Below are 16,520 nucleotides of genomic sequence, written 5' to 3' on the forward strand. Positions count from 1 at the left end.
CTCTTAGTTTAGTATAATCTTCTTTGTTTTATTTCCTTGTGCAGTTCTTACTTGTACTATATACACTCCTGTTGGTTGCTTTTGTAGGGCTATTGTATACTTTTCTTTCCCTTCTATTGTTTGGGTAAATAACTTAGCTCCTTGCAGGCTATATAAGCTTAAACTTGCCTTTTCTTTGGTAATACCTTCTACTATAATTTTGTTATTTGTTAGGGTGTATATTTTAATAGCATCTTCTCCAACTATTGCATCTATTTTATTGCTTCTTGTATGTAAATAAAAGCGACCTACTCCAGTTATAGCTTCTGTTAATGTTAGTGTTTGGTTAGTTGTAGCTGTTAATTTTGTTAGGGTATTTTTTTCTTTATCTTCTAAATATACCTCAACTCCTTCTGGTAGGTTTGTAGGTTGTATGGCTATGCTTATTTCTTCTCCTGCCTTCGCTTTTATTCCTACGGGTATTACCATGGCTGCTATTTTACTTTTTGGCACCGATTGGTAGGTGAAGTATTGCGTTGTTGTATTATCTGCCAATTGGGTATATACATCAAGGCTTGCTCCGTTAAAGTTTCCAATATCATAACCTGGGTCTAAGCCTACTGTTGCATTGTCTCTATAGGCTATGGTTGTTTTTACCGACTTTTTATTTGCACTTACTACTAAGTTTATTGTTGGCATAGGCTGTGCTTTACCAAATGTTCCGCCTATTACTGGGGCTGTACTTCTCTGCCCTGCTGTAAATGTTATGTTACTTGCTCCTGCAGCTGTTTTTACTAAAAACCCTTGTCCAGGTGCTATGCTTGTTGCTCCGTCTAACAATGTTTTTGCTACATATTTTTCTTGTGCGTTGTCCCATTGGTATATTCCCATATAGGCTGGATCTAATTTACTCGTATTGGTAGTAATTATATTATTTCCTCCATTTTCATTTACTGGTAAATAAGTAGTGTATGGGTTTCCTATAGCATTCCATGCTGATGGATCTACCGCTTTTATGGTATTTTCTGTGGTTATGGTTCCTGTAAATGTTACAGCTCCATCGGTTGCTCTTGAGATTGCATAACTTCTTCCTTTTTCAAAAGTAATTGTATTTGCTGCTAAATCATCAACTGTATAATACACCCACTTTGCTCCTGCGGCATTACTATCATTATAATATGCTACTGCATATCGGTTTGGTGTTACAGTAGTATTCTTTCTAATATTATTTTCTGGATTTTCAACAAAGTCTTTTATACTTTGTCCTTCTACAGGTGCAGATACTGTACTCCACTTATTCGCTAATAAGCCTCCTCTTTCATATGTTATTTGCCCGTTTGCTGTTCCTTCTACTAATAAACTCGCACTTTTTGAAGCTGTAGATGTCATTGTAAATGTTCCCGAATTACTAAAGTCTCCATCTACTTTTACTGATCCATTCTCTGAAATGTCAAATGAAGAGTATTCTGCTACTCTAAGATCATTTATTTGTTCTGAAGAAGTTAATCTAGGAGTATTTGTTCTATAAGGAATAATAACATTACTTGTAGTTTGTGGTGCTGTATTACCCACCCAGTTATTAGTTTCATTCCAATTATCGTCATTAGTTCCTAACCAAACTGTTGAGTTACAATTTTCGCTAAAATTTGCGGTTGCATCTTTTTCCCAAGTTGCTAAATACGCCGCTACAGCATCGTCAACCTCAATACATGTTAAACTTGCATTTCCTTTAACGAAAAAATTTGTTATTAGATTGTTATTCCCATTTCTAACATCTAATGATACCAATACATTTTGATGTGCTGCTAATTCTTCTAATTGTGTACATGCGGTTACATCTAAAGTTGCAAGTCTGTTTTTACCAACTCTTAATTTTTTTAAGTTTGGATTGTTTTCTACAATTAAATCTGTTATCGAATTTGATCTTAACTCTACTTCCTCTAAGGCTAAATATCCTGATAAATCTAATAAAGTAAAATCATTTTCTGCTGCATCTAAAACTTTTAAACTCGTATTGCTACTTAAGTCTAATGAAGTTAAATCGTTATAATCAGCATTTAACGATTCTAATGCTGTAAACCCTTCTATACCTGTTAAATCTGAAATATTTAGACTACTAATATCTAATGAGGTAACCTTTTCTATTTTAGTTGTAGCCACTTGATTATCATTAGCTATTCCATTCCCCATACTTGTTGGGTCTCCAACTGCTACAGTAGTATTATTAACATCGTGGGTTTCTAAATAATTTTCAAAATTATCGTCTGGAACATAAGTCCAATTACAATCTTCTCCAAATCCTGTCGCATTATCTTTATCCCAACTATTTAAATAACTAGCTGAAGAATCATCTACTTGTATACATACAAGGTTTGGATTACCTGTAGCATACATTTCGTCAATACTACTCGTATTTCCACTTTTGAAATTTAAAGAAGTTAAATTACTATTGTTCTTACATTCTACATATTCTAAATCTGTACTACTACTAAAATCTAGAGTATTAATACCTGTATTATTAATATATACCTCAAGTAGTTTTGAATTACTTGATAAATTTAATGTAGTTAATAAAGTATTATTATCTACTCCAATATCTTCAAGTTTAACATTGTTAGATACCTCTAAAGAAGTAAGTGTTGGAGTATTCTCTATAAATAGATCCGTTAAATTAATAAGACTGCTAATATCTATTGATACAAACTCATTTCCGCCACAACTTAAGGTTTCTAAAAGTGTATTATTGGCTACATTTATAGTTGATAACGAATTATCTGAACAATACAATCTTATTAAATTAATGTTGTTCGTTACATCTAATGTATTTAGTAAGTTTTCTCTAACTCTTATGTCTGTAAGTAATGTATTTGCACTTACATCTAAATTGTTTAAATTATTATTAGAAATGTATAAACTTTTTAATTTTAAGTTAGAACTTAAATCTATAGAGGTTAAATTATTTTCTCTAAGCACTAATCTTTCAATAGACGTTAAACCTGAAACATTAATACTACTAAGCCCCATTGAGTAACAATTTATTTCTCTTAGTTTTGTATTAGCTGTTAAATTTAAACTTGAAACCGTATTCCCAAATGTTGATAATACTTCCAAACTCTCAAAACCTTCTAATGCTGTAAAGTCTGCAATCCCTTGGTTTGAAATGTTTAAGTTTTTTATTCCTTGTATCTTCTCTGTACCTACATACTTATCATTTGCAATACCGTTACCCATACTTGTTGGATCTCCAATAGCAACAACACCTCCATAATCTGTATGTGTTTCTAAATAGGCTTCAAAATTAGCATCGGGAACAGAAGTACTATTACAAAATGTATTAAAAATTGTTTGATTGTCTTTTTTGCTAAAATTAGCATTTGCATATGTTGGATCGTCTACTGAAACACAAGTAAGACCTGGATTGTTTCTTATATCGAAATCTCCCGAATCTAAATTTGTATTGTTTCCATTTCTAACGTTTAAATAAGTTAGTTGATTGTTAAAACAAGATAAATCTTCTAAAACTGTATTTTTAGATACATCTAAACTCGTAATCTGATTATCCTCTGCATACAACTCTTTTAATTTTACATTGGCATTTATATCTAAACTTGTAAGTGAATTTTCATACACTTGCAATGACTCTAGTTCTGGATTTTTAGAAACATCAATACTTGTTAGTTGTGTATCTACACAGTCAAGACTCTGTAACAAAATATTTTGTGTTACATCTATACTTCCTAATGGGTTATTATAACAAGATAAGTTTATAAGAGCGGTATTATTTCTAACATCTAAACTATTAAGTTGATTCTGGCTGCAACTTATTTTTTTTAGAGCTGTATTGAGTGATACATCTAAATTGGTAAGATTGTTTTTCGTAATATGTAATTCCGTTAATAATGTGTTATTAGACACATCTAAATTGGTAAGATTATTCTTACTAAGATTTAATGTTTCTAATGCATTGTTTTTTGAAAGATCTATGTTTGAAACTCCATTATCGAAAATACTTAAATTTTGTAAAGACACAAACCCCTCTATACCAGTTACATCTGTAATACTTAATGTAGACATAGTAAGTACTAGTACATCTTTAATTTTTGCTGTAATAACATAATCATCATTTATTTTCCCATTCCCCATACTTGTAGCATCTCCTACAGGCACAACATTTCCATCGGCATCATGCGTTTCTAAATAGTTTTCAAAATTATCATCTGGTACATAAGTCCAATTGCAATCTTCATTAAATGAAGTGCCAGAATCTATATTCCATAAAGCAAGACTAGAGAGTGAAGCATCGTCTATAGTAATACATTTAAGATTGTAATTAGCAATAGCATTAAAGGATTGAATTATACCATTGTTCCCATTTCTAAAGTCGAAAGTGGTTAAATCATTATCATTCACATTTACTTTAAGCAAATTTGTATTTGCAGTTAAATCTAATGTGGTTAGTTCATTTGAGATTAAGTATAGTTCTGTTAAAGCGGTATTAGAAGAAAGATCTATTGCTGAAATATCATTTGAATTTGCATTTAAAACACTTAAATTTTGAAATAATTCTATTCCTACAATACTGGTTACACTTTGATTAGAGATATCTAACGTTGTCGTTTCTTCAATTCTTACGGTATACACGTAGTTATCTCCTATAATCCCGTTTCCAATGTTATTGTTCTCTAAAATAGCTTCAAAAGAAGTATCGGTAATAGAAGTCAATCCACAATTTTCATCAAACGAAGTAGTAGCATCTACAGTCCATAATGTTAAATATAAAGCACTTGCATCATCTACATTAAAACAATAAAGTTGGTAATTGGCTATAGCTTTAAGGCTTTTAACTATTGCATTATTTCCATTTCTAAAATCTAAAGAAATTAAATCGTTATCCGATACATCAATACGTTCAAGTTTAGTATTGTCTTTTAAACTTAAATTAACTAAGCTATTTGATACTGCATAAAACTCAAGTAATTCAATGTTTCCAGATAAATCTATCGATGTAACATCATTAGAATTCAAGTTTAAGATTTGTAAATTTTCAAAAGCTTCAATACCCGTCATATCAACAATACCTTTATTAGATATGTTTAACGATGCAATATTTTCAATTCTAGCTGTAGTAACATACTTATCATTAGCAACTCCATTTCCCATACTTGTAGCAGCTCCCAAAGCAACTACATTTCCATCTGCATCATGGGTTTCTAAATAGTTTTCAAAATTGGCATCTAAAACCTGTGTTTCTTGAGCAAAAGAAATATTATAAAATAATGTGAAAAGAAGTACTAGTAACTTTGTTCTCATTGAATTTGACTTTTTAGAAATAAAAGTCAAAGAAATAAAATTACTGCTATAATCCCTTATATATATACCGGACAAAAAACGGACAAAACTGCCCTTAAACACAGCAACAATCACATTTTCAACACCTTAAAGAAAAGCATGTTTTTTATGCTTTAAGAAACTTCTAAATATTTAAGAATCGACTCTCCTTTAGGCGCATTTAATTTTTTACGCAATCTAGACCTACTTCTAGTTACACTATCGTTAGATATTGCTAACATACTTGCTATTTCATTTGTATCTAAATACAATTTTTCCATGGCAATTAATCGCTCTTCAGATTTGGTAAGCTCAAACCCTTTGTTTTTTATACTTGCAAAAAAATTGGGGTACACTGTTTTAAACTTTTCTTTAAAAGTATACCAATCATCATTGGTAAGAATTTTTATCGCGGTTAAATCTTGAAGTTGTTCAACAGATTCTTGCTCCCCTATTTTTTCTTTTAAATTTTCTAGCTCTTTAGTTAGCGTTTCTTGTGTTTTACTTTTTTCTATTAGTTGCTTAGTAAACTCTTCTAATTCTTTTTTGCTTTTTTCTATCTTAAAAGATAAAGCGACTCTTTTTTGCTTGCCTTTTTTCCATATATAAAATGAAATAAATATTGATAGTAATAGGATTGCAATTAACAGCGTCCACAAAAACCTACGCTTGTTTTTTTCAATCTCTTTATCTTTTTCTAATAATTTTATTTCCGATTGCTTTTTATAAATCTCATTGTCTTTTCGTTCTGTTTCAAACGCAGATTGGTAATACAAAAAAGTATTTGTTTTTATATCATTTTCTATAGACTCTTTAGCTTCTATGTATTTTGTATAATGTTTATACGCTTCTTTATAGTTAAGCTCTTTTGCATATAATTCGGCTAAATCATTTTCGGCTCTTACATATAAATCTTCATCACTAATTTTCCCTTTTTTAAGTACTACTTTTTTTAGTACTTCACGGGCTTTCGTATATTCTCCAGATTTTTTATAATATCTTGCTTTGTGCAATAATAAATCTGAGTTGTAATATTCAGGAGCGTCTGTTAATGCAATCTGTTGCTCAGCTGTATTTAAACACTCTTTAGCCTTTGCTAACTCATTTTTATTTAAATAATATTTTACATTAGCTAAGCCTACATACATTTTTAATCGAGCTTTGTTAACCTTATGGTTAATACTATCTGTATAATACTGTGCAGAATCTATATGCTTCTTCCCAATTTCAAACTCTTTTTTACTAAAATAATCGTTTCCTAGTTGCACATGTACTGTACTAACACCAGAATAGTTCTTCCCTTTAAAAAAACCTTTTAATGTTTTTTTTCTTTCAGAAATTGCTTTATCATAAAATTTATTTTTCCCGTATAAATTGGATAGGTCTGATAAAACATAACTTGCATATACTCCATCTCCTAACAAATCGTATAATTTATAAGCTTCTTCATATCTATTTATCGAAGTAAGAAAGTCTTTTAAATTTGTATACACTTGTCCTCCATAAAAACGGGCATCTGCCGCATAAATAGAATCTCCTGTTGCTAAAAATAGTTCTGCTGAGGTATCGTAATCTTTTGAAGCTTTTTCTAGCATTTCTTTATTAAAATAAGCAGCTGCTCTTTTTAATAATAAATGTGCCTCTGATTTTTTTGTAGTAAACTTCTCTTTATTTTGTAACATCTCTTCTACTACATAAATAGCAGAATCTGGTTGACGGCCATATATATGGCTCTGTGCTATGAATCTTGTTTTAGAAGCTGCTAAATCATAGTTATTTTGCTTTTTGGCTAAAGCTATTAAACGATCTAAATACGCTCTTTGTTTTGGATGATTAGATCGTATCATAACCTTTGTAAGCGTATCTAAAATCTTCAAACTTATTTCTTCGTTTTTAGATTCTTTTAGTTGTTCCTGTAGTTTTTCAATTTTATTTTGAGAAAAACCGATGGTAGTAATCATTAAGATGAAAGAGAAAAGATACTTTTTCATAAACTATAAATAAAGGGTTGGTATAATTAGTTTAAAATTACATTTACAATAATACGCACATGCTTTTTATTTTTCGCTTTTTTACCTAAGAAAGATTGCAAGCCCATTATTATTAATTTTTACTCTTAAATCTATCTATTATAATAGCGCGTTCTTTTGTTTATCTTTTCTATAAAACACTTCATTAATTAACCTAGGTGAATGCACTAAATATAATTTGGGTTGATCTTTGTTACCTTAAAAAAATTCATTTAAAACACGTTTTATTAATCAATAAAAGTGAGCTACCTCACTTTTGTTTAAGTATTAATTTTTCAGTTTTGTTTTCTATAATAATTATGGAAAAACAATACTAAAAAACTACGCTTAATATGAGTAATAATTCATTGCAAAATAATATCTATGTTCAATAAAAGAAATCATTTTAAAACAATTATCTATTCGTTTATTATAGTGCTCATACAATCATGTAGTAGTGAAAGTACGGGTAATTTAGTTGAAAGCGACACAACGCCCCCAAGTATTAAATCATTTACAGTAAATAATATTTCAGATAACAAAATAAAAGCTCCGATAGTAATTAGTACTACTCTTGAGCTTACTATTGATGTTATTGATAATGTTGAAGTTACCGATGTTCAGGTTTTTATCGATGACGTTAAAGTGACCAATAGCACCACTGCTCCTTTTAAATTTACCATAAATGTTTCCAACTACAGCGCTGGAAACCATTTGTTAAAATTTAAAGCTTTAGACGCAGCTGAGAACGCTACTTTATCTAAAGAAATAGCATTTGTTTTAGACAATTCATTGCCATCTATTAGTAATATTTCTATTGATGAGGGAGCCATAATTAAAGGGACAAATACTTTAACTTTTAAAGTTAGTGACGATGTTGGAATAGACAATGTTGCTATTCTTTTTGATGGCACTCCTATTGCCAATATTACCAATGAAGAGTATAAAATTGACTTGTTTACTTCTAATATAAATGATGGTAAGCATACTATTGAAATTATTGCTACTGATACTAACAAGAACGCATCTAAAAAGTTAATCAACTTTATATCTGATAATACGGGACCTACTATTGTTATAAATGCGATTAATGCCGATGATGTAATCTCAGACATCATTAAGTTTTCTCCTAAAGTTACCGATGCGTATTCTGAAATTAGTTCTTTTGAAGTTTTATTCAGAAATAAACGTATTCAGTTTTTTAATAATGCTACGATTGATTCTTTTGACTTTGACCCGAATGCCTATGCTACTGGTGCTGGTATCTTTAAGTTTATAGCTAAAGATGCTTTAGGAAATACTAGCGAACTAGCTATTAATACAACACTAGAACAAATACAAGCGCTTATAAAAATTAAAATCCCACAAGATTATTTTTCTACCAATATTGTAAAGTCTTGGGTATTTGCATCAAAAATGGATGGAACTCCTATTAACACTGTTAGAATTGTACCTGGAATGACGGAGACTACTCTTAATTCTTCGGAAGCTTTTAGCAATACTGATCATTTTATGATTACTTTCTTTGATGTTTTAAGTAACGGATCTAACAGAATTTCTACTATCCAGCATCTTACGACAAGCTCACCTGGAACTATGCAGCTTCCATCATTAAATCCGTATTCGAAAGATTCAGAAGCAACCTACGATCTTAAGAATTTTGCTACTTATAATAACATCAAGTCTGCAGGACTCGATTATAAAGGTAAAAAGCTAAGTGACTCCCAATATAAGTTAGAGTATTTACAGCCTAAAAAAACGAATCGTATGTATTTCTATTCGCATGGTGCTAGCGACCCTGCAGGAAGTTATACTTACCAATATGTAAATAGTCCTGTAAATAACGGCTTTAGTTTAAATAGTACAGATTTTAGTAACCAAGATGTTACTGTTAATCAATTTATGATTAAAGATTATCTACCGAAATATGATCTTAAACCTGTGTTAACCATCCATGGTTTCGACAATCAGAATGATTATGTTAACAATGTTTATCACGAATTATTTAACCAAAAATTTTATACCGCTACGCTTCCTCTTACCTATCCTTTGAATACTAATTTTGATGTGTACAAACACCGTCTTGTTTCTGAAAATTATATTACAGAGCGTAAAGGAACTCCTTTAGCCAATTTCGAAAAACCGAATTGGAAGGTTAAATACGAAGGTGTTTCTGGAAATACCGTAGAAATTACAACTAGTGGTGCTGCTCATAACGTTGGTAGATTATGGCTTAAAAATAAAAACTCTATAGGTGCTTCTTATGATTATAGTTGGACTTTTGTTTATGACAGTAAGAAAAACAATGCAGAAGTAATTGTACCTAGCCTTCCTGATGCATTAATGAACTTAGATTTTTATACTTTAACCAAAAATAGCAATCTTTTTTGGCAAGTAAAACAAGTAGAGGTTACAGGTTACGATAACATTACTACTTATAAAGAATATGTAAACAATATTCTAAAAAATAACACAAAATATTATACTATTTCAGACCATGTAGCGTCTGTATACCATGTAAATGGTTATAAAGAGTACCCTGTTTTTATAAAAGACTTATTTAATTAAGCAACACAAAAGGCAGCTATAATTTAGCTGCCTTTTTTAGTCCTATTTAATACTCAATTGCTATTTCCTTTCTTTAAAATAATCTTTCCAATAACTTCTCAGGTTATTTTGTAACACTTCTCTCCTATTCTTTAACAATAGGAGTCATAATTCTTACGAAACCATCAGCGAGCTTCGCTGATAGAAAAAACTTAAGAATACCATATTCTTTTTTTATGCTATATTCGAAAAATCAAAAATTTAGTAAACATTTGAGTTTTATAAAAACACCTAAAAGTTCCGCATATATATAAGTTGGGCAATATTTGAAAATGACCGAAATCAAATTATATAAATCGAATAAAAAAGTATTGAAATTATTCTTTCTCGCAGCACCTTTAATTGTAGCGGGAATTTGGATGATATTAAGAGAAGACGGAACACAAACTGACCGAATTATGGGTTGGGTTGGAACAATATTTTTTGGATTAGCCATACCTGTTGGGCTTTTTCATTTATTTGACAAAAGGCCACAGGTTATCATAAACGAAATTGGAATCTATGACAGAACAACGCACGATGAATTTATAAATTGGAAAATAATAAAAGACGCTTACCCTATAAACATTTACGGACAACATTTTATTTGTCTTTTAGTTCCTGAAAATTTCAGACCTTCCAAAAAGAAAAGTAAGTTTTATAAATATGTGGCTAAACTGAATGAAGAATTTGACGCACAAGAATTGAATATACAACTCGGACAATTAGAAATGGATACAATAAAATTGACTGAATTTATAATTGCAATGACGCACGCTGAAAAAAGTAAAAAAGCGGAATTAATAAAAACGCTGCCCAACAAAGTATAAAATTAATTGCTAGTTTTTTCCCACTTGAGAAATCCCTTATTAACCTAGTAAATTAGTTACTTTAAAAACGCAACTAACCTTTTATAAAACTGTTAACAACAGTTGTCAAGATAAAAAACATTCTATTGAAAGTAAGAAAGAAACAAGAAGATTTACGGAAACAAATATTATTGAAAATTAAATATTATCGACATTCCAAAGGAATAACATTTTTCGATAACTCCTATAATATACTAAAAGAGAAAGTAAGTCTTGAAAATAATGAATTAGAAGTTGCTTTAATAAAATTTAGTAGGAAAAGCAAGGTATTGTTGACTACTAAAAACATCTATTATTTAGACAAAAATAACATCAGAAAAATAATTGGAGAAAATATTGACCGGTTTGATTATATGGAATTTATTAATGGAGAAAAGATAATAGAAGAAAAGTCAAGATTAAAAATCTTTTTTTTAAGATTTAAAATGAATTTTAGAATTGGAACTTATAGAATTGTGGAGAAGAATAACTCATTTGTTGAGTTAAAAATATGGAAGACAAATTTTGCAGACTGTTTAAATGGAGGAATAAAGAAATTAAAATTTGTTAGAACTAAATATGAAGGAATATAATCTAGATACTAACAAAATCTATATGAGATGCTCTTCGAAACTCTAGCCATAACCAAAACGCTAGACTCTAACAATATAAAAAACTGAATTCTTGAAAAAATTAATTTACATAATTGGAGTGTGTGTGTCATTAATAGGAATTCCTCTTTTTTATTTTATGACTATAAATACAAGAGTAAGTCTAAAATACGAAACGGAGCTTGGAGAATGTATTTCTCAAGTTTCTGGAATTGACCTATGTAAACAACAAGATTTGTTTCTCGTGCTTACATATACTAGCGGTATTATATTTCTAATTTTAATAGGTATTTTAAATCATAAAACTTTGAAAAGAAAAGCATAAAGCAAATTATTATACGGAAAAAATTACTCTCAGTACTATATAATTCATTGCAATACTCCTCTACTATTCAAAACTCTTTCGAACTTTCTATCTGTGATTTATTTGCTAACTTTAGTGCTTAAAACATGCAACAAACCATATATATACACGTTGTACGCAATTTCCCGAACCAAAAAATGGACGAAAAAACAAAAAGACAAATAGAATTACATTCTGCTGGAGCAACGGTAAGACACAAAAGTTCATTTGAGGAATTAGAGCATTACTCAAACGAAATAAAACTCAAACCTGATTTTATAAAAAAATGGTGCGTTCCTTTCTATATGTTTCAGATAAATAATACGAATGAATTTATAGAGAAACTTGAACCAATAAAAGCCGATTTGAACACTGAAGTTGTTAAGAATTTACTTGGCGATTTTAATTGGAGAACACGAATTGTCGGAGCATATTTCTCGACAATAATGGAATTAAAAGAAGTTGAGAATATAATCGGAATTCATCTTTTAAAAAGTCAAGTTTGTTATGCTGGAACTGGATATTGTTTGACTTTAGCTTCTTTCAATACCAAAAATGGAATTGAATATTTAAAAAAATATCTTGACTATTATTTGACCCAAAAACATTTATATTTTGACCAAAGAGATGCTATGTCCGCTCTAAAATGGACTGACCAACTTAACGGAACAAATGAAATGGAAAAATATTTGGAATTGTATAAAGATTGGAGTTCTGATAAATATGCCCAAGATTTGGGTTCATCATTTGAAGGATTTAAAAGTCAAATGGAGAGTTTAAATAAAATTAAAACTACTGCTTACAATTAACAGATTTAAAAATACTATGTATAACAAAGTATAAAATTAATTGCTAGCGTTCGCCTTTTCGGAATTTAACGCAGGCTAGTCCAATTTTATTAAATTAGTCGCTAAAACCACACAACTAACCTTATACGCAACGTTAGCAATGTTTAACAATAAAGGCTCCAAGCACCTTTACAAACTTCTTACCACTCTTTTCTTAGGGTATTTAGCCTCACTTCTCTCCTATTCTTTAACTATACTAATCATAACTCTTGCGAAACCATCAGCGAACTTCGCTGATAGAAAAAATTTAAGAAAACCATATTCTTTTTTTATGTTATATTCGAAAACTCAAAAATTTAGTAAATATTTGAGTATTATAAAAACACCTAAAAGTTCCGCATAGCCAGACATATTAGGTAAATAACTGGAACAAACAAAGTTCCGCATATACACAAGTTAGCTACAACCTGAAAAATGAGATACGTAAAACTAATTTCGATATTTATTTTAATTCTGACTTTCGCAGGATGTTCAGTAAAGGAATATTATTTCCCAATGTCTGAATTGACTAATGGAAAAGTCTATAAATACGAATGTAAATCTGAACCAATCAAAACCCAATATTGGAAATTAACTTCGGATTTAAAAAATCAAATCCTGACTACAGAAGCATACGAAAGTGACTTTAGACAATATGAATTGTTTAAAGAAAAAATTACTGATAAAGGAACTGAAGTTATTGAATTTACAAGTTATCTTAAAAACCAAAAAGATCTTTTACTTCCAGTTTATAACATTCCGAAAGATGTTGATGTTTTTAAATGGAATAAAAAAGAACCTTATAAATATTCCGCAGAAACAGATTACGATGGAAAGTATAAAACGATATTTTCAAAAGAAAGAGAATATGTTGGAAAATCTAAAATCAGCATTCTCGGAAAAGAACACGAAGCAATTAAACTAAAAGGAAATTATAAAACTGTAGTTGTGAATTCAACAGAGAAATTCGAATACACTCAATACAGTTATTATATAAAAGGAATTGGTTTAGCGAAAATGGAAAAGGAATATTCAGACGGAAAAAAGGAAACTCTTGAACTGACTGAAATTATGACTATTGACGAATGGAATAAAAGGCAGTAGCTAACAACGTGTATAATTAATTGCTTTCGTTGTTACTTATTTGGAAAATTCCTTCGGAATTTTCTCGCGTTCGTTTTTGTTTACTAATTTAGTTACAAAACCACGCAACTAACCATACACCGAACCGTTAGCACCAATATAAATCAACATCCCACTAATGAACGAAAATTTAGAAAAAGAATATGTTTTATCAAGTAGAAAAAGACGAATTGTAGCATATATAATTGACCATTTTGTAATGACATTTCTAATAGTGGGAATGGTATTCTTATCACTTGGAACAAATTTTATGGATGAAGATAATTTAAGTAATCCAATGGCTAGAATATTGCCTACGGCGCTTGTTGGTTTTCTTTTATATTTTTCAAAAGACTCTATAAGAGGAATTAGTCCTGGAAAATGGGTTATGGGAATTATGGTTCGAAATGAAAATAATCCGAATGAGATTCCTTCTTTTGGAAAATTGTTCGTCCGTAATTTATTTTTAATTATCTATCCAGTAGAATTTATTGTTCTTGTTTCAAGTCAAGAGAAGAAAAGACTTGGAGATAAAAATGCAAAAGCAATTGTGGTTAAAAATCCAAACAAACCAACAAAACTTCCAAGAATTTTAGCCTTAGTTGGAATTGGAATTACCTTTTTTACATTTATATTCTTCTTTGCTGGCTCAGCAATGAAAAGTTCTGATGCATATAAAGTAGCAATATCGGAAATAGGACAAAACGAAGAAATATTATCTGAAATTGGGGGAATAAAAGATTACGGAATGATGCCAACTGGAAGTTTAAATATTTCTAATGGATATGGCGAAGCTCGATTGAATATAAGAGTTATCGGAAACGAAAAAGATATAAACGTTCGAGTTTATCTAAGTAAAGAACCGAATGGAAAATGGGAATTAATAGAACTGAACAAGTAAAAACTGGAGCTTAAAATCTAAAACACGTTATAGTTCTCATCTTTTTCTATCTAAAGATATTTAATACAAACTAAAGAAACACGTTGGCAGTAAGACGAAAAAACAATGAAAAAACTGATATTAAAACTGATATTACTATTTACATTTTCAATAGGTTACTCTCAAGTTTCTGATATACCAGAAATCACAAAAAATGATTTAATCGAACTTATTCAGAAAGCCAAAAATGAAGGGAAAATAAACGACAATTCTTTACTAGTTTTGGATGAAGAAATTATTTTAAATGTAAATGAAATAACAGATAACCAAAAATTCTTTGGAGAAATTAGAATTATAAATAAAGGAAACAAAGGAATGGTTCAAATCTATGGTGAAAAGGCTATTAATGGAATAATTATGATTCAGTCTCCTCCAAAAACACCTAAAGAAAGTGATATCGAAATCTCTCGAGGAATTGTTTTGTTTTTTATTAATGAAAAAGAGGTTTCTGAGAATGAATTAAAAAAATTAAGTCCAGATTCAATTCAAAATGTTCAAGTAATTAAATCGAAAGATGAAATTAAAAAACACACGGACAAAGAATGTGATGGAATAATAATTATAAAATTAAAGAAAACAAATTAATAAAATCCAACTACCAACAATGGCTATAATTAGTTGCTAGCTTTAGCCTACTTACTAGAGTCCTCGCGGACTTTCTATCTGTAACTTATTTGCTAACTTTAGTACTTAAACCACGCAACGAAACCATACACAAACACGTTGTACACAATTAAACGAATGAGAACAACATCAATAATTTTAATTCTAATTTTTGTTGGACTTGTTTCCTGCAAACAGAACAAACAGGAAAAAGAACATACAACTTCTGAAAAATTAGAATTTATAAAAATCATAAAAGAGGATTATGAACTTTATAAGCCAAATAAAGAAGCTAAAGCTGTTTTAATTCTATTTGGAGGTTATCCTGAGACTGCAGAAGATATCAAGCGAGAATTTAAAATACTTGATATTGCAAGAAAAAATAATATTGCTGTTATACTATCCAATTTTAATCAAAAATTATGGCTTGAGGAAAACGAAAAACACAAACTAGCAAAAAATTTACAAGATATAATTGTGACAAATCAGTTACCAACCGACAATATCGTTATTGGTGGCTTTTCAAGTGGTGGAGTTATAAGTCTTTTAATAAGCAATTTTATAGTTGAAATGAAACAATTCTATATTGATCCAAAAGGAGTATTTATTGTGGATTCGCCAATAGACTTAGTGGCATTGTATAAATCTTCAGAAAAAAATATAGCCCGAAATTTTTCAGAATCATCTATTCAAGAAAGCACTTGGTTGTTAGAGACTTTAGGTGATAACTTTGGAAACCCGAAAGATGATATTAAAAAATATGAGGACAAAGCTGTATTCACATTTAGTACTAATAACACTTCTAATTTAAAGAAGTTAAAAAGGACTAAAATTAGACTTTATACAGAACCTGATACTCTTTGGTGGAAAAAGAATCGAATGGCGGATTATGAACAAATGAATGCTTTCTATATCAAAAAATTATCCGAGAGCCTAAAAATAAAAGGGTTTGAAAAAGTTGAATATATCCCGACAGAAAATAAAGGATATCGAGCAAATGGTGAAAGACACCCTCATAGTTGGACTATTGTAGATAAAAATGACTTGATGAACTGGATATTAACAAAATAAAACTGTGTACAACAAAAAATATAAGTAATAGCTTCCTATCGTTAGTTACTATTCATACCAAAACACGTTAACAATATATAACAACAAATGCTCCAAGCACCTGTACAAACTTCTTAGTTAGCTCTTCTCAGGCCATTTAGCCCCACTTCGCTACTATTCTTTAGCAATAGTAACCATAATTATTACAAAACTGTCAGCGAACTTCGCTGATGAAATAAATATAAAACGGAACCATCAGCGAACTTCGCTGATA

At 29.9% G+C, this 16,520-nt stretch carries 10 protein-coding genes; 8 read left to right on the plus strand and 2 right to left on the minus strand.

Going from position 1 to position 16,520, the window contains the following annotated elements:
• Positions 1-3: 3 nt before the first annotated feature.
• Positions 4-5,289 carry a T9SS type A sorting domain-containing protein gene (locus Q0881_RS07265; RefSeq protein ID WP_299158331.1) on the minus strand — a complete coding sequence of 1,762 codons (5,286 nt, stop codon included), beginning with the start codon at positions 5,287-5,289 and terminating at the stop codon, positions 4-6.
• Between the two features lie 152 nt (positions 5,290-5,441).
• Positions 5,442-7,298 carry a hypothetical protein gene (locus Q0881_RS07270; protein ID WP_299158334.1) on the minus strand — a complete coding sequence of 619 codons (1,857 nt, stop codon included), beginning with the start codon at positions 7,296-7,298 and terminating at the stop codon, positions 5,442-5,444.
• Between the two features lie 402 nt (positions 7,299-7,700).
• On the opposite strand from Q0881_RS07270, the gene Q0881_RS07275 reads away from it, so the two are divergent.
• The 8 genes from Q0881_RS07275 (at position 7,701) to Q0881_RS07310 (ending at position 16,267) form a co-directional block, all read left to right on the plus strand.
• Positions 7,701-9,884, plus strand: a complete 2,184-nt coding sequence (locus Q0881_RS07275) for an Ig-like domain-containing protein (protein ID WP_299158336.1) — start codon at positions 7,701-7,703, stop codon at positions 9,882-9,884.
• Between the two features lie 311 nt (positions 9,885-10,195).
• The gene (locus tag Q0881_RS07280; RefSeq protein WP_299158338.1) at positions 10,196-10,732 is read left to right on the plus strand and encodes an STM3941 family protein; all 537 of its coding nucleotides are present in this window, start codon (positions 10,196-10,198) and stop codon (positions 10,730-10,732) included.
• Between the two features lie 125 nt (positions 10,733-10,857).
• Positions 10,858-11,343: a hypothetical protein gene (locus Q0881_RS07285; RefSeq protein ID WP_299158340.1), complete on the plus strand. Its 486-nt coding sequence runs from the start codon at positions 10,858-10,860 to the stop codon at positions 11,341-11,343.
• A gap of 519 nt (positions 11,344-11,862) precedes the next feature.
• Positions 11,863-12,513: a DUF6000 family protein gene (locus tag Q0881_RS07290; protein ID WP_299158342.1), complete on the plus strand. Its 651-nt coding sequence runs from the start codon at positions 11,863-11,865 to the stop codon at positions 12,511-12,513.
• Between the two features lie 534 nt (positions 12,514-13,047).
• Positions 13,048-13,635 carry a hypothetical protein gene (locus Q0881_RS07295; protein ID WP_299158344.1) on the plus strand — a complete coding sequence of 196 codons (588 nt, stop codon included), beginning with the start codon at positions 13,048-13,050 and terminating at the stop codon, positions 13,633-13,635.
• A gap of 157 nt (positions 13,636-13,792) precedes the next feature.
• Positions 13,793-14,554 (plus strand): RDD family protein, encoded by a 762-nt coding sequence (locus Q0881_RS07300; protein ID WP_299158346.1) that lies wholly within the window; start codon positions 13,793-13,795, stop codon positions 14,552-14,554.
• A 105-nt stretch (positions 14,555-14,659) separates the two neighbouring features.
• A complete protein-coding gene (locus Q0881_RS07305; RefSeq protein ID WP_299158348.1) occupies positions 14,660-15,178 on the plus strand; it encodes a hypothetical protein in 519 nt (172 codons plus the stop codon).
• Positions 15,179-15,334: 156 nt separating this feature from the next.
• Complete coding sequence (locus Q0881_RS07310; RefSeq protein WP_299158349.1) at positions 15,335-16,267, plus strand: hypothetical protein; 933 nt, start codon at positions 15,335-15,337, stop codon at positions 16,265-16,267.
• Positions 16,268-16,520 lie beyond the last annotated feature (253 nt).

It is taken from the genome of uncultured Tenacibaculum sp., from assembly GCF_947494125.1.
Lineage (GTDB): Bacteria > Bacteroidota > Bacteroidia > Flavobacteriales > Flavobacteriaceae > Polaribacter.